Annotated in this window: 22 protein-coding genes; 10 read left to right on the top strand and 12 right to left on the bottom strand. The window is 71.2% G+C overall.

From position 1 onward, the window contains the following. Positions 1-98: 98 nt before the first annotated feature. Positions 99-533, top strand: a complete 435-nt coding sequence (locus IEX69_RS13100) for a winged helix-turn-helix transcriptional regulator (protein ID WP_085017775.1) — start codon at positions 99-101, stop codon at positions 531-533. A 143-nt stretch (positions 534-676) separates the two neighbouring features. Here IEX69_RS13100 and IEX69_RS13105 read toward each other — a convergent pair whose 3' ends face one another. The 9 genes from IEX69_RS13105 to IEX69_RS13145 all read right to left on the bottom strand — a co-directional run bounded on the left by IEX69_RS13105 (position 677) and on the right by IEX69_RS13145 (position 9,564). Further along, positions 677-2,014 carry an alpha-amylase family protein gene (locus IEX69_RS13105; protein ID WP_085017776.1) on the bottom strand — a complete coding sequence of 446 codons (1,338 nt, stop codon included), beginning with the start codon at positions 2,012-2,014 and terminating at the stop codon, positions 677-679. Between the two features lie 50 nt (positions 2,015-2,064). Further along, entirely contained in the window at positions 2,065-2,274 is a 210-nt protein-coding gene (locus IEX69_RS13110; protein WP_085017777.1) for a hypothetical protein, read from the bottom strand. 165 nt (positions 2,275-2,439) lie between these two features. Beyond that, a complete protein-coding gene (locus IEX69_RS13115; RefSeq protein ID WP_085017778.1) occupies positions 2,440-3,873 on the bottom strand; it encodes an NAD-dependent succinate-semialdehyde dehydrogenase in 1,434 nt (477 codons plus the stop codon). 20 nt (positions 3,874-3,893) lie between these two features. Further along, on the bottom strand, positions 3,894-5,144 hold the full coding sequence (locus IEX69_RS13120) for an iron-containing alcohol dehydrogenase (RefSeq protein ID WP_174604360.1): 1,251 nt from the start codon (positions 5,142-5,144) through the stop codon (positions 3,894-3,896). Further along, positions 5,137-5,910 carry an SDR family NAD(P)-dependent oxidoreductase gene (locus IEX69_RS13125; RefSeq protein WP_085017780.1) on the bottom strand — a complete coding sequence of 258 codons (774 nt, stop codon included), beginning with the start codon at positions 5,908-5,910 and terminating at the stop codon, positions 5,137-5,139. The genes IEX69_RS13120 and IEX69_RS13125 overlap by 8 nt, the downstream gene beginning before the upstream one ends. Next, positions 5,907-6,743 carry an HpcH/HpaI aldolase family protein gene (locus tag IEX69_RS13130; RefSeq protein ID WP_085017781.1) on the bottom strand — a complete coding sequence of 279 codons (837 nt, stop codon included), beginning with the start codon at positions 6,741-6,743 and terminating at the stop codon, positions 5,907-5,909. The genes IEX69_RS13125 and IEX69_RS13130 overlap by 4 nt, the downstream gene beginning before the upstream one ends. Then, positions 6,740-7,654: a cupin domain-containing protein gene (locus IEX69_RS13135; RefSeq protein WP_085017782.1), complete on the bottom strand. Its 915-nt coding sequence runs from the start codon at positions 7,652-7,654 to the stop codon at positions 6,740-6,742. The genes IEX69_RS13130 and IEX69_RS13135 overlap by 4 nt, the downstream gene beginning before the upstream one ends. Before the next feature lie 57 nt (positions 7,655-7,711). After that, positions 7,712-8,644, bottom strand: a complete 933-nt coding sequence (kce, locus tag IEX69_RS13140; protein ID WP_085017783.1) for a 3,5-dioxohexanoate:acetyl-CoA acetone transferase — start codon at positions 8,642-8,644, stop codon at positions 7,712-7,714. Continuing rightward, complete coding sequence (locus IEX69_RS13145) at positions 8,644-9,564, bottom strand: DUF6282 family protein (protein ID WP_217348650.1); 921 nt, start codon at positions 9,562-9,564, stop codon at positions 8,644-8,646. Before IEX69_RS13145 ends, kce begins: the two co-directional genes overlap by 1 nt. 205 nt (positions 9,565-9,769) lie before the next feature. On the opposite strand from IEX69_RS13145, the gene IEX69_RS13150 reads away from it, so the two are divergent. The 8 genes from IEX69_RS13150 to IEX69_RS13185 all read left to right on the top strand — a co-directional run bounded on the left by IEX69_RS13150 (position 9,770) and on the right by IEX69_RS13185 (position 16,882). Continuing rightward, positions 9,770-10,540 carry an IclR family transcriptional regulator gene (locus tag IEX69_RS13150; RefSeq protein ID WP_157127050.1) on the top strand — a complete coding sequence of 257 codons (771 nt, stop codon included), beginning with the start codon at positions 9,770-9,772 and terminating at the stop codon, positions 10,538-10,540. Between the two features lie 8 nt (positions 10,541-10,548). Then, positions 10,549-11,430, top strand: a complete 882-nt coding sequence (locus IEX69_RS13155) for an ABC transporter permease (protein WP_085017785.1) — start codon at positions 10,549-10,551, stop codon at positions 11,428-11,430. Further along, entirely contained in the window at positions 11,427-12,332 is a 906-nt protein-coding gene (locus IEX69_RS13160; protein WP_085017786.1) for an ABC transporter permease, read from the top strand. Before IEX69_RS13155 ends, IEX69_RS13160 begins: the two co-directional genes overlap by 4 nt. Before the next feature lie 9 nt (positions 12,333-12,341). Beyond that, positions 12,342-13,490, top strand: a complete 1,149-nt coding sequence (locus IEX69_RS13165; RefSeq protein ID WP_217348651.1) for an ABC transporter ATP-binding protein — start codon at positions 12,342-12,344, stop codon at positions 13,488-13,490. 69 nt (positions 13,491-13,559) lie between these two features. Further along, the gene (locus tag IEX69_RS13170; RefSeq protein WP_085017787.1) at positions 13,560-14,639 is read left to right on the top strand and encodes an extracellular solute-binding protein; all 1,080 of its coding nucleotides are present in this window, start codon (positions 13,560-13,562) and stop codon (positions 14,637-14,639) included. 64 nt (positions 14,640-14,703) lie between these two features. Further along, on the top strand, positions 14,704-15,462 hold the full coding sequence (locus IEX69_RS13175) for an IclR family transcriptional regulator (RefSeq protein ID WP_085017788.1): 759 nt from the start codon (positions 14,704-14,706) through the stop codon (positions 15,460-15,462). Between the two features lie 13 nt (positions 15,463-15,475). Next, the gene (locus IEX69_RS13180) at positions 15,476-16,456 is read left to right on the top strand and encodes a cyclase family protein (protein ID WP_085017789.1); all 981 of its coding nucleotides are present in this window, start codon (positions 15,476-15,478) and stop codon (positions 16,454-16,456) included. Positions 16,457-16,576: 120 nt separating this feature from the next. Next, positions 16,577-16,882 carry a hypothetical protein gene (locus IEX69_RS13185; RefSeq protein WP_085017790.1) on the top strand — a complete coding sequence of 102 codons (306 nt, stop codon included), beginning with the start codon at positions 16,577-16,579 and terminating at the stop codon, positions 16,880-16,882. 108 nt (positions 16,883-16,990) lie between these two features. On the opposite strand, the gene IEX69_RS13190 is transcribed toward IEX69_RS13185, so the two are convergent. Next, the gene (locus IEX69_RS13190) at positions 16,991-18,364 is read right to left on the bottom strand and encodes an MFS transporter (RefSeq protein WP_085017791.1); all 1,374 of its coding nucleotides are present in this window, start codon (positions 18,362-18,364) and stop codon (positions 16,991-16,993) included. Between the two features lie 105 nt (positions 18,365-18,469). After that, positions 18,470-20,557: an ArnT family glycosyltransferase gene (locus tag IEX69_RS13195; RefSeq protein WP_229756352.1), complete on the bottom strand. Its 2,088-nt coding sequence runs from the start codon at positions 20,555-20,557 to the stop codon at positions 18,470-18,472. Between the two features lie 165 nt (positions 20,558-20,722). On the opposite strand from IEX69_RS13195, the gene IEX69_RS13200 reads away from it, so the two are divergent. Beyond that, positions 20,723-21,640: a cytochrome c oxidase assembly protein gene (locus IEX69_RS13200; protein WP_229756353.1), complete on the top strand. Its 918-nt coding sequence runs from the start codon at positions 20,723-20,725 to the stop codon at positions 21,638-21,640. Positions 21,641-21,683: 43 nt separating this feature from the next. On the opposite strand, the gene IEX69_RS13205 is transcribed toward IEX69_RS13200, so the two are convergent. After that, positions 21,684-22,016 (bottom strand): hypothetical protein, encoded by a 333-nt coding sequence (locus tag IEX69_RS13205; protein ID WP_085017793.1) that lies wholly within the window; start codon positions 22,014-22,016, stop codon positions 21,684-21,686. Between the last annotated feature and the right edge of the window lie 17 nt (positions 22,017-22,033).

The raw sequence follows: 22,033 nt of genomic DNA on the forward strand, positions 1-22,033 counted from the left end.
CCGGCCGCTCGCGGATCGAACGGCCTCCAGTACTCTGCGGCAGGCGCTATCCTTTCGGAAGCAGTTACCCGAAAGTGCGTAGATACCCGAGGAGTGGGATGGCGACGCTGACGGCGGCCGAGAAGCGGGCGCAGGCCAAGACCGAGTACGACGCGTTCCTGTCGGCGTGCCCGAGCCATCAGCTGTTGGGCCGGATCGCGGGGAAGTGGGTCACCCTCGTGCTGTCCGCCCTCGGCAGCGGCCCCGACTGCGACGGCGAGCCGCGACCGATGCGCTACTCGGAGCTGTCGCGTGTGCTGGCCGGGGTCAGCCCGAAGATGCTGTCGCAGACGCTGCGCTCGTTGGAGCGCGACGGTCTCGTCGAGCGCACCGTCACGCCGACCGTGCCGGTCACGGTGAGCTACGAGCTCACCGCCCTCGGGCTCTCGCTCCACTCGACCGTGCGGCAGCTCAAGCTGTGGTCGCAGGATCACCGCGACGAGGTCGCCGCCCGCCAGTCCGCCTACGACGAGGCGCACCTGCCCGCGTCCTGACGCCCGGCGCAGCAGCACGCCGCTGCCCCCGCGGTGGCGCCGAGTGACGACTTCTCGCCCTCTTCCGGCCGCACGAAGGGCGGGATCTCGCGACTCGACGAGGGTGCCCGGACGCGACGCGAGTCGCCGGGAGGGGGCCCGCGCTACTCCGCGGGCTCGGCCACGAGCCAGCCGCCCGGCGGGATGATCAGGTCGTCACCCTCGGTGGTCGCCTCGCCCGCGATCGGGACGTGCGGGCCGCCCACGGGGAGCCGCCGCGGCTCCGCAGACGGGTTGAGCGCGGTGACGACCGCACCGCTCCCGGTGGCCGTGCGGAGCACGATCCACTCGTTCTGCAGCTCGACCACGTCGGTGTGGGCGCTGTGCAGCCACGGATGCCGACGGCGCACCGCGACGAGCTGCTCGTGTGCGCGCAGCACGGCGGCGGCCTCCGGGGGCAGCTCGCCGGGAGCGGGCGGCGTCGACGGGAACTCCGGTCGAACCGCGTCATCGCCCCCGAGCCGAGCCTCCTTGACGCCGAGGTGCGCGTACTCGTCGCCCGCGTAGACGGACGGCACGCCGGCCACGGTGAACAGCACGGCGGCCGCGTGCGGCACGAGCTCGGCGCCGACCGCGGAGGCGATCCGCGTGACGTCGTGGTTGCCGATGAACGTCGAGGGGATCGAGTGCTGCAGCAGCTCGTTGCCGCGCTCCACGGCGTGCGCCAGCTCGAACAGGTTCCGGTCGGACAGCGAGTGCCAGATCCCCTGCCACAGCTCGTACTGGGTGAGGGAGTCGATGGTGGACTCCACGACGAAGTCGCCGCCGACCCCGTGGATGACCTCGCCGCTGAACCACGCCTCCGGATGCCGTTCGCGCACCCGTGGCAGCACCGCCGCCCAGAAGGAGGCGGGCACGGCGTAGGCCGCGTCGAGGCGCCAGCCGTCGATCCCGCGATCGAGCCAGTGCGACATGATCTCGACGACGTGGTCGCGCACGGCCTCCGAGTCGTGGTTCAGCACGACGAGCGCGTCGTGCCCCTCGAAGACCTGGGCCGGCACGGCGTCGCCGGGGTGCCACCCCGGGGCGTCGTCCCAGTCGATCCGGAACCGGTCGGCGTACTCCGACTCGGGCCCGCGAGCCTCGACGTCCGCGAACCACGGATGCGCTCGGCTCACGTGGTTGAAGACCCCGTCGAGCAGCACCCGGATGCCGCGAGCCCTCGCCTCCGCGAGAAGCCGGTCGAGATCGTCGCCGTCACCGAGCCGGGGGTCGACGGTGAAGTGGTCGACGGTGTCGTACCCGTGCGACGTCGACGCGAACACCGGACCGAGCTGGAGGCCGTTCAGTCCGAGCTCGATCACATGGTCGAGCCACCCCACGATCCGGTCGAGCCGGTGGGTCACCTCGCTCGTCGGCGACTCCGGCCGGATCTCCGCGCCGACGAACCCGAGCGGATACACCTGCCACCAGAGCACGTGCTCCGTCCACGCTGCCGTCATCCCCTCACGCTAGCCCGGCGCGCGCCGTGGCGCTCCGATCGAGCCGGCGCTCAGAATCCGCTGCCCATGCCCTGGCCGGTGCCGCGCACGTGGTGGCCGACCCCGGAGGCCGCCTGCCCGTCGGTGTGGCCGCGTCCAGGGACGTCACGCGGATCGAGGTGCTCGACGTGGTCACGTGCCCGGCGTTGACGCACGGCCATGACCGCTCCGATCGCTGCCAGCACAAGGGCGAAGCCGCCCAGGATGAGGAGGAACGTCATCGGATGCTCCCTTCGTCGTCCCTCCACGCTAGGGGCACACGGCGCCCAGCGCCGGCCCTCGGAGGGACTTCGGAGGCGAGGAGAGCGCGCGCGGTGCCGCGGATCTGACACTCGTGGTGCCCTCGGAGCCCGTCAGCCCACCACGAGTGTCAGATCCGCACGTCCTCACGCCGTCAGCGCGATGTACTTCTCCTCGAGGAACTCGAGGATCCCCTCGCTCGCGCCCTCGCGGCCGAGTCCGCTCTGCTTCACGCCGCCGAACGGCGCCGCCGGGTCGCTCACCACACCGCGGTTCACCGCGACCATGCCCGACTCGAGCCGACGGGCGACCGCCATCGCCTCCCGCTCCTCGCCGAAGACGTAGGCCATGAGGCCGAACTCGGTGTCGTTCGCCATCCGGATGGCGTCGTCGACCTCGTCGTACGCCACGACGGCGGTCACCGGGCCGAAGATCTCGGTGGCGTTGATCTCGGATCCGTGCCGCACGCCCGTGAGGAGGGTCGCGTCGTAGAAGGCCCCGGTCTCCGAGCTGTGCCCGCCCGTCACGACGGTGGCGCCCTCCGACACCGCGGAGTCGACGAGTGCGGCGACCTTGTCGCGCTCGCGCACCGACACGAGCGCCCCGAGCTGGTTCAACCGGTCGAGCCCCGACCCCACCGACACGCTCGAGAGCGCCTCGGCCATCCGTCGCACGAACTCCTCGTGGAGGCTCGAGTGCACGTAGAACCGGTTGGCGGCGGTGCAGGCCGAGCCGCCGTTGCGCATCTTGGCCAGGAGCGCCTCGGGCACGGTCGTGTCGAGGTCGGCGCCCGGCAGCACGATCACCGGAGCGTTGCCGCCGAGCTCCATCGACGCGCTCACCACCGTGTCGGCGCAGGCGTGGAGCAGCTCGCGTCCCACCTCCGTCGATCCGGTGAACGAGAGCTTCCGCACCGCCGGATGCGCGAGCATCTCGGCGACGAGCGGCCCGGTGGGCACGGGGGTGACGAGGCCCACCACTCCCCGCGGCACGCCCACGCGCTCGAGCACCTCCACCATGTACGCGGCGGTGAGCGGCGTCTCGCGGGCGGGTTTCAGGATGACTGCGCAGCCCGCGGCCAGCGCGGGCGCGAGCTTGCGGGTGGCCATGGCCGCGGGGAAGTTCCACGGAGTGATGAGGAGCGACACCCCGATCGGCTGACGGTCGACGACGATCCGCTTGTCGCCGGCGGGGGAGAGGCGGTAGTCGCCCGGGATGCGCACCGCCTCCTCGGCGAACCAGCGGAAGAACTCCTTGGCGTAGTTCGCCTCGCCCATCGCATCCGACCATGACTTGCCGTTCTCGCGCACCATGATCTCGGCGAACAGCTCGACCTCCTCGGTGAGCAGGTCGTACGCAGCGCGGAGGAGCTCGCTGCGCACGCGCGGCGGGGTGGCCGCCCAGCCCTCCTGCGCGGCGGCGGCCGCTTCGACAGCGGCGAGGCAGTCGGCGCTCGTCGCGATGGGGAAGTCCGCGATGGTGCTGCCGTCGGCGGGGTCGACGACGGCGAAGGTCCCGCCGTCACCGCCCTCCCGCCACTCGCCGTCGATGTACAGGGCCGCTCTGAAGGTGTTCGTCATGTCGTCTTCCAAATCGGGGGTCAGCGGCCGCGATGGACCGAGGAGTCGAGGAGCGAGCGGTGGCCGGAGTGGGCCGCCCGCAGGATCGAGAGGAGCACGCCGGGATCGGCGCCGACGGGCGAGATGCCGACGAGCCGCTTCGAGTTCAGGGCGAGCTCGGCGATGTGCTCGAGCTGCGTCTCCTCGACGCCGATCTCGGCCAGGCTCGACGGGATGCCGACCTCCCGGCAGAGATCGGCGATGCGGTCCACCGCATCCTGCGCGGCCACCGAGTCGTCGGGCTCGGTGCCGCCGAGGACCCGGTCGATCTCCGCCAGGCGCGACGGCACGACGGCGACCGCGGCCTGCAGCACGTACGGGATCATGAGCCCGGTGCCCAGCCCGTGGGGCGTCTTCGTGATCGCGCCGATCGGGTACTGCAGCGCGTGCGAGAGGTGCGTGCCCGTGGGGCCGAACGCCATCCCCGCGAGGAGGCTGCCGAGCGCCACCTGCGCTCGGGCCTCCCGGTCGGAGCCGTCCCGCACCGCGCGCGCGAGGAAGGGCGCGATGTGCCGGATCGCCTCGAGGGCGAGCGGCGCGGCGAGCACGTTGCGGCCGGTGAACAGCGGCAGCTGCCCCGTCCAGTCGAGCGGCACCGCGGCCGCGGTGTACGACTCGAGCGCGTGCACGAGCGCGTCGATCCCGGAGTGGGCCGTGACCGACGGCGGCGCTCCGAGCGTCAGCTCCGGATCGACCACGGCGGCGACGGGCACGAGGAACGGGCTCGAGATGCCGATCTTCATCTCCCTGTCCGGATCGGACACGACCGCCACCGGCGTCACCTCCGATCCCGTGCCGGCGGTCGTCGGAACGGCGACGATCGGGCGGATGGGGCCCGGCACGGCGTTCTCGCCGTAGAACCGGCTGAGGGGCCCGCCGTGGGCCAGGAGCGTCGCGATGAGCTTGGCCGCATCGATCGCGCTTCCCCCGCCGTAGGCCAGCACGACCTCGGGGTCGGTGTCGGCCACGGCCTCCGCGGAGGCGGTGAGGGATCCGACCGGGAGCTCCGGCAGGACGCCGGTGTGCGTGGTGACCTCGAGGCCCGTCGCCTCGAGCGACGCGAGCAGGGCGACGAAGTCGGGTGAGGTCGCGAGGAAGGGATCGACCACGGCCAGCACACGTCGACCGTGCTCGGCCAGGAGCGCGGGGATCTGCTGCCGCACCCCGTACCCGACGTGGATGCGGGCGGGCAGCCGCAGCGTGCCGACGGCGTCGGCGAGGGCGTCAGGCACTGAATCCTCCGTCCACGGGGAGCACCACACCGCTGATGTGGCTCGCGAGATCGCTGAGCAGCCAGGCGGCGGCCTCGCCGACCTCGCTGCCGGTCCCCGCCTTGCGGAGGGGAGTGGCGGCGATGCGCGCCTCGACGCCGCCGGGGATCGCCTCGCGCGTCTGCTGCAGCATCGGCGTCTCGGTGGGGCCAGGGGCCAGCGCGTTGACACGCACTCCGACCGGCCCGTTGTCGTGGGCGGCGGTGCGTGTGAGTCCGATCACGGCGTGCTTCGTCGCCTGATACGCGCCCATGCCCGAGCTGCCCCGAAGCCCGCCGATGCTGCTGACGTTCACGATCGAACCCGATCCGGCGGCGCGCATGACGCGCAGCTCCTCGCGCAGGCACAGCCACGTGCCCTTGACGTTCACCTGCAGGATGCGGTCGAAGTCCGCCTCCGAGACCTCGTCGAGCCGCCCCGCCTGCGTCATCGCCGCGTTGTTGAAGGCGCCGTCGAGTCCGCCGAAGCGTGCGACCGTGGCGTCCACGAGCCGCGCCACATCGTCGGCGACGCTGATGTCGCCGGTGACGACGTCGACGTCCGCTCCCGTGCCCGTGAGCTCGTCGGCGATCCGGTCGAGCGGCTCTCGGGTGCGGGCCGCGAGCATGAGGCGGGCGCCGTGCCGGGCGAGGACCCGCGCCGAGTCGGCGCCGATCCCCGCGCTCGCGCCCACGATCAGCACGGTCTTGCCCTCGAGCAGTCCGGTCGTGCGTCCTTCGTCCGTCATCGTTCTCCTCCTGCTGTCTGCGCTGAGTCCGTGGTGCGGGCCGAGCGCGCACGGATCGACCGACCCGCCGTCACGGCGGCGGCCGCCGCCGCACCCAGCATGCTCGCGTCGTTGCTCATGAGGGTGAAGGCGTACCCGGCGTCTGCCGAGCCCTGGACGGCCGACGCCGCGGCCCCACCGGCGTTCCCGACGGGAACGCCCACAGCGAGGGAGTCGCGCACGGCTCCCTCGATCAGGGCCACCACATCCGGATGCGCCTCCGTCTTGCCCTCGCTGGTCGAGAGGTCGGCGGCGCCGATCAGCAGCGCGTCGACTCCGTCCACCGCGGCGATCGCCGCCGCGTTCCGTGCCGCCTCGGCGCTCTCGATCTGGGCGATGAGCACGACCTCCTCCTGCCCGTAGCGGAGGTACTCCTCCCGGGAGACAGCGCCCCAGGCGCCGGCCCGGCTGGTGCTCCCGACCCCGCGGGTGCCGCGCGGCGGGAACCGGACGGCACGGGCGGCGGCCGCCGCCTGGTCCGCCGTGTCGACGTGCGGGACCATGATGCCCTCGGCGCCCGCATCGAGCAGACGCTGGACGATGCCGCCGTCGAGGGCGGGCACGCGCACGATCGGCGAGACGCCGGTGAGGAGGGCGACACCGATGTGATGGAACGCGGTCTCGATGCTCATCGCCGAGTGCTCGAGGTCGATGACGACGAAGTCGAACCCGGCCAGCGCCATGAGCTCGACGCTCTCGACGGCGGGCAGCTTCACCCAGGTGCCGAGCGCCGGGCCGTCGGTCTGCGCGAGCGCCTGCCGGAACAGGCTCGTGCGGAGGGGGAGCGTCGTCATCGCGCCGGGTACTCCTCGGCGTTCAGCACCCAGCCGGCGTCCGAGAAGTCGTCGCGCGGCGGGGAGAAGATGTCGATCAGCTGCTGGTGCTCGCCGACGCCCTGGGTGGTGTGCACGGTGGGCGGCGGGATGACGCAGATCGACGGGCTTCCGATCTCACGGCTCTCGTCGGCTCGCCACTGCGTGGAGTCGGGCCCCCACGGGTAGCGGATGTGGTGGACGAACCGGCCCTTGACCGCCAGCGAGATCTGCTCGAAGTCGTCGTGGTGGTGGGGTGAGAGCTTCTCCGGGTTCCGCGGGGCGGGCTCCTCGGCGAGGAAGTTCACCATGACGGTGGTGGTGCGGAAGATCCGCCCGAACCGGCCTTCGGCGATCGGGGTCTCGGCCAGCGGGTACACCCGCAGCACGAATCCGCCGACCGGGTCCGGCCACGGCGTGACCGGCGTGGCCCTGAGGTCGGGTTCGGCGTACGCCTCGGCGTTCAACGACGCCGCGACGAGGTCCGACGCCTCGGTCGAGAAGAGACGGATCACCGGCCCGTCCGACAGCACCTCGACCGCGCTGTCGCCGGGCGGCACCACGACCAGCGCCTCCTCGTCGACCTCCGCGGACTGCTCGCCGGCGATCACGCGGACCGCCGCGCTGTCGGAGGTGAGGAGCACCGTGTACTCGTCGGGCTGCCCGGTGCGGGACAGCACCTCGCCCGCCCTCGCCTCCGAGTAGGCGATGACGAGGTTCGCGGCGCGCGCGATCCAGGTGACGCCGCCCGAGGCGCTGCGCTCGGTCGGCTCGTGGTCGTGGAACGCGATCCACTGGGCGGGCTTGATCGGGGTGGACGGGTCGACGGCCCTGGCGGGCTGCGGGCCGGTCGCCAGGCGCGACCGGATGTCGTCTGCGGCGTACATGGTCATGGGATCTCCTTGGTCGACGGGCGCCGGTCGGGCGCAGGGGATGGCGCGACAGGCGCGTCAGAGGGTGACGCCGGCGCGGCCCTTGAGGCCGAGCATCCGGCGGGCATCGTCGGGCGTCGCGATCGGACGGCCGAGGTCCTCGACCACGGCGCGGATCTTCCGCACCTGCTCGGCGTTGCTCGTGGCGAGTCGGCCCTTGCCGATCCACAGGCTGTCCTCGAGCCCGACCCGGACGTTGCCGCCGAGCCAGGCGCTGTGCGTGGCGAACTGCATCTGGTGGCGTCCCGCGGCGAAGGCCGAGAAGAAGTAGTCGTCGCCGAACAGCTTGTCGGCGATGGCGACCATGTGGGTGAGGTTCGCGTGGTCGGCGCCGATGCCGCCGAGGATGCCGAAGACGCCCTGGATGAGGAACGGCGGCTTCACGAGACCGAGGTCGACGAAGTAGGCCAGGGAGTAGAGGTGCCCGATGTCGTAGCACTCGAACTCGAAGCGCGTCCCGAGACCCTCGCCCAGCTCCCGCAGCGTGTGCTCGATGCGGTCGAACGAGTTGATGAACGGATGCGAGTACGTGTTGAGGACGTACTGCTTCTCCCAGTCGTACTTCCAGTCGTCGATCCGATCGGCGATGCCGGAGTAGACGAAGTTCATCGAGCCCATGTTGAGCGAGGCCAGCTCGGGTGCGAACCGGAGGGCGCCGGCCAGGCGCTGATCCATCGTCATGGCCGACGAGCCGCCCGTGGTGATGTTGATCACCGCATCCGTCTGCTCGAGGATGCGGGGCACGATCTCCTCGTAGACCTCCGCCTCCCAAGCGGGGCGTCCGTCCGGGTGGCGCGCGTGGAGATGGATGATCGCGGACCCCGCCTCGACCGCCTCCAGAGCCGACGCCACGATCTCGTCGGCGCTGAGCGGCAAATAGTCGCTCTGCGACGGCACGTTCACCGAACCGGTGATCGCCGTGCTGATCACCACCTGCTCCGCAGCGCGCATCAGTTCGTCTCCTCGAGGCCGAGGAGGAACGCGGTGTTGCGGCAGATCATCTGGCGGATGTCCTTCTCGGCCACGCCGTGGTCGAGGAGCTGCTGGATGACGTAGATGTAGCCGTCGACGGGCAGCGGGTTGATCTTCTGGCCGAGGTCGGAGTCGATGACCGTGCGCTCGGGGCCGATCCGCTCGATCCAGTCGACGAGCTGCTGGATCGGGAAGCCGGGCGCCTCGACGGCCGGGTGGTACATCGAGAGCTCGTGCTCCACGAAGGCGCCGTAGCCGATCATCTCCTCCACGTCGCCCTGACTGGCGTTGATGATGAAGTCGGGGTGGTGCAGCAGGAGCCTCCGCACCCCGTTCTCCTTCGCGGTGGCGAAGAACGCCTTCATCGACTCCGCGTCGAGGTGCCCGCCGGAGAGCATGATGTCGGCCTCGGCGATCAGCTGCGTCACGCGCACGGTCTCGGCCGACACGTTGCCGTCCGCGTCCCAGATCGACTCCTCCTTCTCCTCGAGGTTCGCTCCCGCGGTGGGGAAGCCGTCGTCGTGGCTGTGCGCGCGGATGTGCTGACCCGCCGACACGGTCGGGCCCCACACGGCACGCCCGCCCATCTGGATCGCGACGGCCACGGCGGAGGGGTTGATCCCGCCGACCTCGGAGTTGAGGGCGACCCCGCCGTACGCGGGCGTGGGGGCGTCCTTCAACTGGTCCTGCATGGCCAGCAGGTCCATGACGGTGTTGTGGTGGTGCGACTTGATGAGGATCGCCCGCATGTTGATCCGCGCGGCGTCGTAGGACGCCTCGACGTGGTTGAGCCGGCGCGGGAAGGGGCTCGGCCCCGAGTGCACGTGCAGGTCGACTGCTCCGTCGAGCACCTTGAGAAGCGCGGGGGATGGTGTGGTCATGTCGTCGGCGACGAGCATCCGAGGACCTCCTTGTGTTCGGAATGCGTGCGTGGCGTTCAGCATATGGACTCAAAGACCGCCTGTCTAGCCGAAAATCCGCAAGCTGCCGGTCCTGCGCCGACTCATTGGTTCGTAATGCGGAATTAGGGATTGCATTATGAACAGCGGATTGCTTTACTGAACGAGTCCACGACCCGTGACCCTCGATGAGGAGGTGAGGCTCATGTCCGATCCCGGCGAACAGTCCGACGGCTCCCCCGTCATCGCCCTGCAGGAGTCGGAGCGCGGCGGCATCCAGTCGATCGAGCGCGCCGCCGCCGTCCTGGCGCTGTTCGACCAGAAGACGCGGGCGCTCACGCCCGCCCTGGTCTCCGAGCGACTGGGCCTCAACCGGACGACCGCCCACCGGTACCTGCTCTCGCTGCAGTCCTCGGGCTTCCTCAGCCCGTCCTACGGACCCGGCCCGCTCATCGACCAGCTCTCCGGGCTGGTGTCCGGCCGGCAGCAGATCCTCTCGCTCGCCCCGGCCGTCCTCCGCCACCTCTCCGACCAGACGGGGCTGACGGCGGTGCTCAGCTTCCTCGGCCGATCGGGTGCGGTCGTGGCCCTCGTCGAGGAGGCGAACGCGGGGACCATCGTGCTCACCGTCCGCGTGGGCACCGTGCTCGAGCGCAAGGCGGCGCAGTCCCGCGTGCTGCTCGCCTTCCAGTCCGACCCCGCGGTGCTCGCCCGGCTGCAGTCGGGGATGGAGGCGGACGAGGTGCGGCGGGAGAACGCCGAGCTGGCGCTCGTGCGTCGGACCAGGGTCGCCTGGGCCGACCTCGGCCGTGTCGGTCTCGCCTCCGTCGCCGCCCCGGTCTTCGGGGAGAACGACGTCCAGGCGTCCATGGCCGTGCTCGGCACGACGACCATGCTGCCGCCGGAGGAGTCGGACCACCTGGTCCAGCTCCTCCAAGAGGCAGCCGACCAGCTCAGCACCATCGTGAACGGATGACGGGACCCATGACGACGACCTCACGACCGATCCGCCGACCACGGCCCTCGTGGCTGCTGCTGGTGCCCGCACTGGCGCTCCTCGCCGTGGTGCTCCTGGTGCCGCTCATCCAGAGCCTCATCCGCAGCTTCGGGCTGCCCGGCTTCACCCTCGACCACTACGCGTCGCTGTTCACCGACGGGGTGACCATGACGGTGCTCGGCAGGACGGCGGCCACCGCCGCGGTCGTCACCGTGGTGGCCTTCCTGCTCGGCTATCCGTACGCCTACCTGATGACGAGGGTCGGGCCGCGAGCTCGGGCCGTGCTCCTCGTGATCGTGCTCCTCCCGTTCTGGACGTCGGTGATGGCGCGCAACTTCGCGTGGATCATCATCCTGCAGCGGGGTGGACCGGTGTCGAACGTGATGGAGTTCTTCGGCGCAGGGGACGTCGTGCTGCAGGGCAGCGTGGTCGGGGTGACCATCGCGATGAGCCAGGTCCTGCTGCCGTTCATGGTGCTGCCCCTGTTCAGCTCGCTCGGCAGCATCGACCGGAAGCTCCTCCTCGCGGCTCGCGGGCTCGGCTCGTCCCCGCTCGTGGCCTTCTGGAAGATCTACTGGCCGTTGTCGCGGGGAGGAGTGGTGTCGGGGCTCATCCTGGTGTTCACCCTCAGCCTGGGCTTCTACGTCACCCCCGCGCTGCTCGGCTCGCCCCAGCAGTCGCTCATCGCGCAGCTGCTCGCGCAGCGCACGACCCAGCTGCTCGACTTCGCCGGCGCCGGAGCGCTCGGGATGCTCGTCCTCGTGGTCACGCTGGTGCTCGTCGCCTGGGCCAACCGGGTGGGCGGCACGATCTCGGCCATAGGCGTCGTCTCGACGTCGCGCACGTCCCGCACAAAGGAGGACGCATGACCACCTCGCTCGACGATGTCGACGGCCGGAACGGCCTCGACGCGGTCGACGGCCTCGCCCGGGAGGCGGTCGCAGATCCCGCGCGTCCCGGCCGCGTCCGCCGACCCCGGTACCGCCGGGTCGACCCGGTGCCGTGGTGGCTCGTCACGATCGGCATCCTGGTCGCCCTGTACTTCATCCTCCCGACGCTGGTGGTCATCCCGCTGAGCTTCAGCTCGAGCGCGGCCTTCGAGTTCCCGCCGAAGGAGCTGTCCTTCCGCTGGTACGAGAACTTCTTCACGAACAAGGCGTGGATCGGGTCGCTCGGCAACTCGCTGCTCGTCGCCGTGCTGGCGGCAGCCATCGCCACGGTCGTGGGGACGGCGGCGGCCATCGGGTTGAACAACCTGGCCGGGCGGTTCGCGGCCTTCCTGCGGACCCTGCTGATGGTGTCGATGGTCACGCCGGCGATCGTCATCGCGGTCGCCGTCTACATCTCCTTCCTGCAGTGGCACCTCACCGGGACCGTGCTCGGCTACGTTCTCGCCCACGCCGCGCTCGGCGTCCCGTTCGTCCTCGTCTCGGTGTCGAGCGCGCTCGGCGGCTTCGACAAGCGACTGCTGCGCGCCTCCGCCTCGCTCGGCGCCACGCCGTTCCGGTCGTTCCTCCGGGTCACGCTGCCCCTCATCAGCCGGGGTATCGTCACCGGCGCGATCTTCGCGTTCGTCACCTCGTTCGACGAGGTGGTCATCGCCCTCTTCCTCCGGTCTCCGACGTTCCAGACGCTGCCCGTGCAGATGTACAACAGCGTCACCTTCGAGCTCGACCCCACCATCTCCGCCTCGTCGAGCCTCGTCGTCGTCGCGGTGACCGTCATCCTCCTGGTGCCGCTGCTCCTCGGCACCCGCAAGAAGTCCCGATAGGAGAGCACCGTGACCATCTCCCGCCCCGCCACGACAGCGCCCGCCAAGGCCCCGGCCGCACCCCAGCCGACCCGTCAGGGCACGCAGATCCGGCTCACCGACGTCACCAAGGACTACGGTCTGGCCAGCCCCGCCGTCGACCGCGTCTCGCTCACCATCGAACCCGGCGAGTTCATGACCCTGCTGGGTCCCAGCGGATCCGGCAAGACCACGACCCTCAACCTCATCGCCGGGTTCGAGACCCTGACCTCGGGCACCATCGCGCTCAACGGCACCGACGTCGGATCGCTCCCGCCTCACAAGCGCAACCTCGGGATGCTGTTCCAGAACTACGCCCTCTTCCCGCACATGACGGTGGCGCAGAACGTCGCCTACCCGCTCAGGGAGCGCCGGGTGCCCAAGGCGGAGATCACGCGCCGCGTGGCCGACGTGCTCGCGCTCGTCCAGCTCGAGGGGCGCGACTCGAACTACCCGAGCCAGCTCTCCGGCGGCCAGCAGCAGCGTGTGGCGCTCGCCCGCGCGATCGTGTTCAACCCGAACGCGCTCCTGCTCGACGAGCCGCTCGGCGCGCTCGACCGCAACCTCCGCGGAGCGCTGCAGACCGAGATCCGCCGCATCCACCGCGAGGTGGGGTCGACCTTCGTGTTCGTCACGCACGACCAGGAGGAGGCGATGAACCTCTCCGACCGCATCGCCCTCTTCAACAGCGGGCACATCGAGCAGATCGGATCGCCGGAGGATCTCTACCGGGCGCCCGACACGCTCTTCACCGCGCGTTTCCTCGGCGACTCGAACGTCTTCGACCTCGGCGAGGGCGCCGTCGGCGTCCAGGCCCGCTGGGAGGACGAGGTCTGGGCGATCGACCCGTCCACCGTCACCGCGCATCCCGGCGCCGCCTCGCACAGCGCGATCGTGGTGCGGCCCGAGGACGTCCAGGTCGCGCGCAGCGCCGACGCGGTGCCGGCCGGCGCCAACAGCGTGGCGGCGCGGGTGCGCGATGTCGAGTACATGGGCGCGTATCGGACCGCCCTGCTCGACCTCGGGCGCTCCGCCCGGCCGGGCCGGGCACGGCTCGAGGCGCTCGACTCCACCCTCGCCCTCGGCGACCAGGTCGTCGCATGGTGGCGCCCCGAGCGCCAGCGCGTCGTCGCGGCCTGAGCCGGCATCCGACAACCCACCCACCACACAGCGCCCGTCCTCGGGCAACAAGACAGGTAAGGAACGACAATGGTGTCCAGATCCAAGAAGGTAACCCTCGCGGTCGGCCTCGTCGCCGTCGCGGGCCTGCTCGCGGGCTGCTCCGGCGGCGACACGGGCGGAGGCGGGGGAGGGGGCTCCACCGACGCCGCCACCACGATCACGTTCGTCGGCTACGGCGGCGACGGGCAGCAGGCCCAGATCGACGCGTGGCAGACCCCGTACACGGAGGCGCACCCGAACGTCACCTTCGTCAACACCTCGCCGCCCGACGTGGCGCAGGTCAAGGCGCAGGTCGAGAGCGGCGCCGTCCAGTGGGACGTCATGGCGACCGCGCCCTACGCCGCGCAGCAGAACTGCGACACGCTCTTCGAGCCGCTCGACCTCTCGGGCATCGACCAGTCCGACCTGGTGGAGGGCACGGTCGGCGAGTGCTACCTCGGCAACTGGATCAACGCCACGCCGATCGCGTACCGCACCGACGCCTTCCCCGCCGGTCAGGGGCCGAAGACGGTGCAGGACTTCTTCGACAAGGAGAAGTTCCCCGGGCAGCGCGGCATCGTCACCAACCTGCAGAACGGGATCCTCGAGTACCCGCTGCTCGCGGACGGGGTGAAGCCCGACGACCTGTACCCGCTCGACGTCGACCGCTCGCTCGAGAAGCTCGACAGCATCCGCGACGTCACGACGTTCGCACCGAACGTCGGAGCGCTTCAGCAGGCGGTGCAGGGCAACCAGGTCGACATGTTCCTGCTGCCCGACTCCCGTCTCGTGCCCCTGCTCAAGGAGGGCATGGACATCACGATCGTCTGGGACGAGACCGTCGCCTCGCTCAACGCGTTCGCGGTGCCGAAGGGCTCGCCGAACAAGGCGGCGGCCGAGCAGTTCATCTCGAGCGTGGTCGAGCCGGCGCAGGTCGCGAAGATCTCCGAGCTGCTCGGCGTGGCCCCGGTGAACAAGACCGCGAAGCCGCAGCTCGACGAGTTCACGAAGCAGGTCGAGGTGTACGGCCCGGTGAACACCGGGGGCACCGTGCTGCAGGACGTCGACTGGTACGCGGAGAACTTCAACGACGTGTCGAACAAGCTCACCACCTGGCTGAACGGCTGATCCCGTGACGCAGCGGGCGCCTCGTCTCCGGACCGATGTTCTCACCCTGAAATACGCTTCAGGCATGGTGAACACCGGAACGACGGGCGAGGCGCCCGGCTCTGACATCCAGGCGGTGACCCGAGCGGGTCAGATCTGCGCCCTGTTCGGGCCCGACACGGCCGAGCTCACCGCCGCCGACGTGTCGGAGCGGCTGGGCCTGAACCGCACCACCGCCTACCGCTACTGCATCTCCATGGTGACGGCGGGCATCCTCGACCGCGGCGCAGCCAAGGGGACCTTCGTGCTCGGGGAGCTCATGCTGCGGCTCGGGATCCAGGCGCTCCGGCGCCGCCCGGTGGTCGACCTGGCGCCGCCGTACCTGGCGAGGCTGAGCGAGGCCACGAGGATGACCGCGGTGCTGAGCCTCTGGAGCAGCCGGGGCCCCGTGGTCACCCTGGTCGAGGAGGACCGCACCCGACCGGCCGTCGTCACCGTACGGCCGGGCACCGAGCTCGACCGCACGGCGGCGCAGGCCCGGGTGTTCCTCGCCCACCAGCCCGACCAGCGCGGGCTCGAGGCCCTGAGCCTCGGCGCGTCTCCCACCGAGCGCGCCGAGCTCGAGGCCGCCGTCTACACGGCCCGCCGGACGGGCTACAGCATCACCGAACTCCCCGGCGGGGTCATCGCCGCGGCCGCTCCCGTCTTCGCGCCGGAGGGCATCGCCGCCACGGTGGGCCTGTTGGGCACCGACTCGAGCGTCGACCTGTCGGCGGGATCCACCGCCGTCACCGAGCTCCTCGCCGCCACCGCCGCCCTCACGGAGGCGCTGGCCCACCGATGAGAAGGAAGCCGACGTGATCGTCCCCCGCTACGACGAACTCCTCCAGGCCGATCCGCCCGGATCCAGCTGGCAGGTCTTCGGCCCCGACGATCACCTCGGCACCATCAACTTCCTCACCCCGGCCCGCGTCGCCGAGGCGGCGCGCCTCATCCGCACCGGACGCCGGTTCGGGCTCGACCACACGCTGACGGCATTCGAGCCCTATCCGACCGGGACGCGTCGACCGCTCGAGCACCACCTCTTCTCGACGAACACCTGGCACCGCGACGACTGGGTCGACTCCCTCTACCTGCAGTCGTCGTCGCAGATCGACTCGCTGCGGCACATCGGGCATCCGCAGCACGGGTTCTACAACGGCCTGCGCCCGGAGGAGAACACGGCGGACTCCTCCGCGCTCGGCGTGCACGAGTGGGCGGAGGCGGGCATCGCCGGCCGCGGCGTGCTCCTCGACGTTCCCCGGTGGTTCTCGCTCCGCGGGCTCCCGTACGCGGCCGACCAGACGCTGCCCATCGAGGCGACGATGCTCGACGAGATCGCCGAGTCGGAGGGTGTGACCTGGGAGGGCGGCGAGATCCTGCTGCTGCGCACCGGATGGGCGGAGCAGTACCTCGCGAAGACGCCCTCGCAGCGCGCATCCACCCCATGGCGGCAGGCGCCGGGGCTCGCGCAGCGCGAGTCGATCCTGCGGTGGCTGTGGGACCACGAGATCGCCCTGGTCGCCGCCGACAACCTCGCGGTCGAGGCCGACCCGGTGCTCGAATCCGACTTCCGCGTGCCCGGCGAGACGCCGCCCGCGTCGGGCGTCGACCATGGTGGGATGCTGCACCGCCCGCTGATCGCGCTGCTCGGGATGGCCCTCGGCGAGCTCTGGCGCCTCGACGAGCTCGCCGCCGACTGCGCCGCCGACGGCGTCTACGAGTTCTTCGTCACGTGCAAGCCGCTCAACCTCGTCGGCGCCGTCGGCTCGCCCCCCAACGCGATCGCCTTCAAGTAGCGCTCCCTTCGGCGGTGGATCTGACACTCGTGGTGCCCTCGTGGACGCCGAGCCCACCACGCCTGTCAGATCCGCGTACCGGTCCGCGTGGTGGTGGGGTTGTCGTGGTCGAATGAGAGGGTGTCGGTCTCCTTCTCGTTCCCCGTCGGCACGACCGAACGTCACGAGGTCGGCGTCGCGGTCGTGGGGCTCCGCCGCAAGGTCACCCTCACCGTCGACGGGGTCGTGGTGCTCCAGACACGGGGAAACTACGGCATCGTCATGCCCAACGTCTTCGACATCGAGGTGGGCGTCCACGAGCGCCACATGGTCTCGGTGCGGCTCATCTTCCAGCAGTACGTCGACGGCGGCGCCGCCTACATCGACGTCTTCCTCGATGGCCGCTTCGCCTTCCGCCGCCCCTGGCGCACCACCTCCGGCGCCTGACCCGGTCCCGCGGGGCGCGGAAATGACAGTCGTGGTGGGCTCCTGCACGAGAAGCCCACCACGAGTGTCAGATCCGCACCGCCCGCCCGCGCGCAGGCGCGGGGCGGGTTACTTCGACCAGGCGTAGATGCCGCGGCGCTGCTCCTCCTCGGCGCCGGGGCGGAGGTTGATGCCGCGGCGGTCGCGGAGGAGGAGGGTGGCGACGAGGCCGATGACCGTCATACCGAGCAGGTACAGGGTGACGGACACGGTGGTGCCGGTGGCCTGCTGCAGCGCGGTCGCGATCGTGGGGGCGAAGGCGCCACCGAGGATCGAGCCGATCGCATACGAGATCGAGACTCCCGAGAAGCGCACCGAGGCGGGGAACAGCTCCGAGTACCAGGACGCCTGAGCGCCGTAGGTGAGGCCGAGGCCGGTCGTGAGCAGCACGAGCCCGAGACCCAGGAGCAGGATGTTGCCCGTGTTCACCAGCGGGAAGAGGGTGACGACGAAGACGCCCTGCAGCACCCATCCGATGATGTAGGTGGTGCGGCGGCCGATCCGGTCCGAGATCCAGCCGGCGAGGAACGTGAAGATCAGCCAGAACACGCTCGACACGGTCACCGCCCAGAGCACGGCTCCGCGGTCGAGGCCCAGCGGACCGTTCGGGTTGGTCGCGTAGTTCTGGATGTATCCGCCCGTGGTCATGTAGCCCACGGCGTTGTTGCCGGCGAAGACGAGCGCGGCGAGGATCACGAGGGGTGCGAAGTAGCGGAACAGCTTCCCGATGGGGGCGCGGGTCTGCTCCTTGCGGGCCGCGATCTCCTCGAACACCGGGCTCTCCTCGACGCTCCGACGCACCCAGTAGCCGACGCCGACGAGCACCACGGAGAACAGGAACGGGATCCGCCAGCCCCACTCGAGGAAGGCGTCGCCGGGGAAGATCAGGTTCATGATGGCGAGCATCGCGCTCGCGAGCAGCAGGCCGATCGGCACGCCGATCTGCGGCATCGCTCCGAACAGGCCGCGGCGCTCGCGGGGGGCGTGCTCGACGGCCATCAGCACGGCCCCGCCCCACTCGCCGCCTGCCGAGACCCCCTGCAGGATGCGGAGCAGGATGAGCAGGATCGGTGCGACGATCCCGATCACCCCGTAGGTCGGCAGCAGGCCGATCAGCGTGGTCGAGACGCCCATGAGGATGAGGGTGATCACCAGCATCGGACGGCGCCCGATCCTGTCGCCGAAGTGCCCGGCGAGGAACGCGCCCAGTGGGCGGAACAGGAAGCTGATGCCCACCGTCAGGAAGGACAGCAGGGTGGCGATCGCCGGACCGGCCGGCTCGAAGAAGAGCTTGCCGAACACGAGTCCGGCGGCGGAGGCGTAGATGAAGTAGTCGTACCACTCCACCGTGGTTCCGACGACGGTGGCGATCGCGACGCGGCGTCGATCGACCGTGAGGGCGATCGTCCCGGTGGGGGTGAGGGAGGGTGAAGCGGCGGACATCGAGCACTCCTTTGTGACGTCTCCGGTCGACGCACCTGCGCGTCTCGAGCGATCATATACGATCCTCGGTCGCAATGCATCCCCGATCGCGCGGGTCGGTCCCGCTCAGCTGCACCCCCAGAGGATCGTCTGGTCCGCGGGGTCCTCGTCGCCGCTCATGGGCTTGTCCGAGCGGCTCTGTCCGGTGGTGAACGAGCCGAGGGGCCGGCAGTGTGCGTCCGCCGACGCCTGCCTCACCGGGTCAGAGTCCGGGGCGGTCCCCTTGACCGCCAGCACGCGCACCTGTCCGGAGGCGATCAGCGCGTCGATGTCCGCCGCGCTGAACACGGTGACCTTGCCGGAGTATCCGCCGTCGGTGAGGACGCTGTCACCGGTGGCGCTGATGATGTCGGCGGACAGCGACCACGAGTCGCTGAGCAGGAGGGGGCGGCCGTCCTGCCCGCCCCCGGCCGAGGATGCTGCGGCCACCACCGCCTGCTCGGCTGGATTGAGCGACGGCGTCCCACCCCACGGTGCAGGGACGGACGGCGCGAACCCGTGGGCCTCCGGTGTGCTGCCCGGCTTGATGCCCACGTACGCGTCACCGCCGCTGCCCTCCCGGGCCGAGTCGATGACCTGGACGGAGTAGAGGGCCGGGCCGGCGAGCATCAGGACCGCGACCAGGGCCGCGAGGGTTCCACCCACGCGACCGCGCTCCCGCACCCCGGTCGGGTGTTCCTCCTGCACCCCGGTCGGGTGTTCCTCCCGCACCGCCGTCCGGCGGCGCCCGCCGTGCAGCAGGAGGAGCACTCCCGCCAGGGCGCCGAGTACGACCGCGGCCAGGATCACCCCCAGCACCACGGGCATCCCGCCCACCACCGCGAGCACCCCGGCCCAGGCGGGGGTGACGAGCATCAGCGCGACCCCGCCGATCCTGACCCCTCGCCGGGGTGAGGAGAGCAGCCGTGTGATCTGCGTCCAGCCGACCGCGGCGAGGAGCGCGAGCTGCACGGCGATCGCGGCCACGTAGGCCGTGTGCGGGACCGCCGCGACCGTGAGCACCGCGGCGGCGGTGGCCAGCCAGATCGTGAGCACGATCACGAGAGCGCCACGGGAGCGATCGGCCCCCGCGCCGGTGCGGCCGCCTCGATCCCGTCGCCCCCGCCACCAGAGCACGAGCGACAGCGCGATCGCGAGGAGCGCCGCCGGGTAGAGCCAGCCGATCTGCGTCACGTACATCGGATCGAGCAGCTTGAGCAGCGACCGGCCGGCGTTGGCCGGATCCGCGTCGGACGATCCCCCGGACGCCGCGATCACGTGCGTGACCATCGAGACCAGCGAGGTCCCGTCGCGGTGGGGACCGCCGGCCGACCCCGGGGCCGAGCCCACCGCACCCGGGAACGCGCCGGGGATCAGCCGGTCGACCCCGTTGTATCCGAAGACCATGGCGAACACGTCGTCGTCGGTCGAGCCGTCGATGAACGGGCGGGACGACGCGGGCACCAGCTGCATCGCGGTGATCCACGCCACCGAGGCGGCGACGGAGGTCGCGAGCAGGACGACGGTGTCGCGCATCCGGCGCCGCAGCGGACCTGCCGCCCAGAACAGCGTGCCCACGGCGAGAGCGGGGAGGATGAACCACGCCTGCGCCATCTTCGCCTGGAACCCGACCCCGACGAACAGCCCGGCGACCAGCAGTGGCCAGAGTCGCCCGCTGATCACGGCCCGCTGCCAGAACAGCAGAGCGACGGCGAGGCTCATCGTCAGCAGCCCGTCCTCCATCGGATGCGCGAACATCGACACGAGGATGGGCGTCGACGCGGCGGCCGCGCCGGCGACGAGGCCGGCTCCGGGGCCGCCCCAGCGGAGTCCGATCACCGAGCAGGCCCACACCGTCACGAGGCCCTCGAGCACTTGGGGGAGGGCCACGGCCGAGGTCGTCATGCCGAACAGGGCGATCGAGGCCGCCTGCGGAACGGCGAAGCCGGACAGCTTGTCGAGGGTGACGGTGGCGGCGGGGTCGAAGGCGCCGAACAGCAGCGCCCGCCACGACTCCGACATCGATCGCGCCGACGCCTCGTAGAACGAGAAGTCGCCGCCCCGGGCGAGGTTCCACGTGGTGAGGACCGCGGCGCCGAGGAGGATCAGGGCAAGGCCCACCCGGAACCGGACGGGCTGCTTCCACCACCGGACCAGGGGTGAGGGTTCGCGCACTCGGTCACCGTGGACCCGGTGTCGTCGCATCCGCTATGGATGCGCTGATCAGACGCTGAACGGATGCCGCCAGCCCGCCTGGAGGCGTCGACCGAGCGGCCGGGCTCGTGTCGTCGGCTTCCCGGCTCCCTCTCGGCTTCCCCGTTCGAGAATCGACCGGGACCGGTGCCGCCGGCCTATCCACGCGATGACGAGGAGCACGCCACGCCCGACCTCCTGACCGTGCTGACGGCCTGGCGCTTCGACCCGCTCGCCGCCGCCGTCCTCGTCCTCGCCGCCGCCCTCTACCTGGCTGGCGTGTGGCGCCTCCGTCGATCGGGCGGGCGCTGGCCCGTCCGCCGCACCCTCGGGTTCCTCGTCCTGGGACTGGGCTCGTACGCCGTCATCGAGTTCGGCTTCCTCGCCGCCTACGGGCCGGAGCTGCGGTTCGCGTTCAGCACCCGCATCGCGCTGCTGCTGTTCGTGGTGCCCGTCCTGCTGGCCACGGGCAAGCCGCTCGAGCTCGCCCGGCTCACCCTGCGCGGTCGCGCGGCCCGCGGGTTCGCCGCGGTCGAGCGCTCACGCGTCACGCGCATCCTGGGGAACGCGGCGGTGGGCACGGTGATCGCCGTCGCGCTGTTCTGCACCTTCCTCACCCCGGTGTCGGGGTGGGTGCGGACCACCCCGTGGGCCGACTCCGCCGTCGGGCTGCTGATCCCGCTCATCGGGTCGGCCGTGGTACTGCCCCTCGCGGGCATGGCGGTCGTGACGAGCCTCGCGCTCGCGGCCGAGTTCATCCTGGCCTTCGCCGAGCTGGTGCTCGATGCCATCCCCGGGATCGTCCTCCGCCTGAACGACGGGATCCTCGACGGCGTCCCCGCGCTCGTCGGCTCGCCGGCCTGGTTCCCGTCCGCCCTGCGCGACCAGCAGATGTCGGGCGACCTGCTCTGGCTGATCGCCGAGGTGGCCGACATCCCCATCCTCATCCTGCTCTTCGTGCGCTGGGCCCGTCTCGACCGCCGCGAGGCCCGGCGGGTCGACGACCTCGACGACGAGGCCCTGGAGGAGCTGACCCGCCAGCACCTGAGGCGCCGCGACGGCTGAGGGTCGACCGCGCACCGCGGACCGAGACGCTGGCGGTCCCCGCTCAGGCCTCCCCGGAGCGCGGGTCGCGCACCGTCCAGCCGACGGCCTCGAGGGCCGCGCGGAGCCGGAGCGACTCGTGCCGCGCATCCTCGAGCGACACGGTCGAGAAGACGTCGACGGCGAGCGGCGGCGGGTCGCCGAAGCGGGGGATCTCGACCTCCGCCCACGAGCGCGAGCCGAGAGGGACCCGCGGAGCCGCCGTCCCGGCGCCCACCACCTCGCCATCGGCGACGAACGCGATCACGTCGAGCGCGTCGAGCTTCCCGACGGGCAGATCGACGACGAGCGTCACGACGAAGGGGCGGTCCCCGGGCGTCGCGGCGGAGGAGGGCATGCGCCCATCCTGCCCCG

Source organism: Cnuibacter physcomitrellae, from assembly GCF_014640535.1.
GTDB classification, from domain to species: Bacteria; Actinomycetota; Actinomycetes; order Actinomycetales; family Microbacteriaceae; genus Cnuibacter; species Cnuibacter physcomitrellae.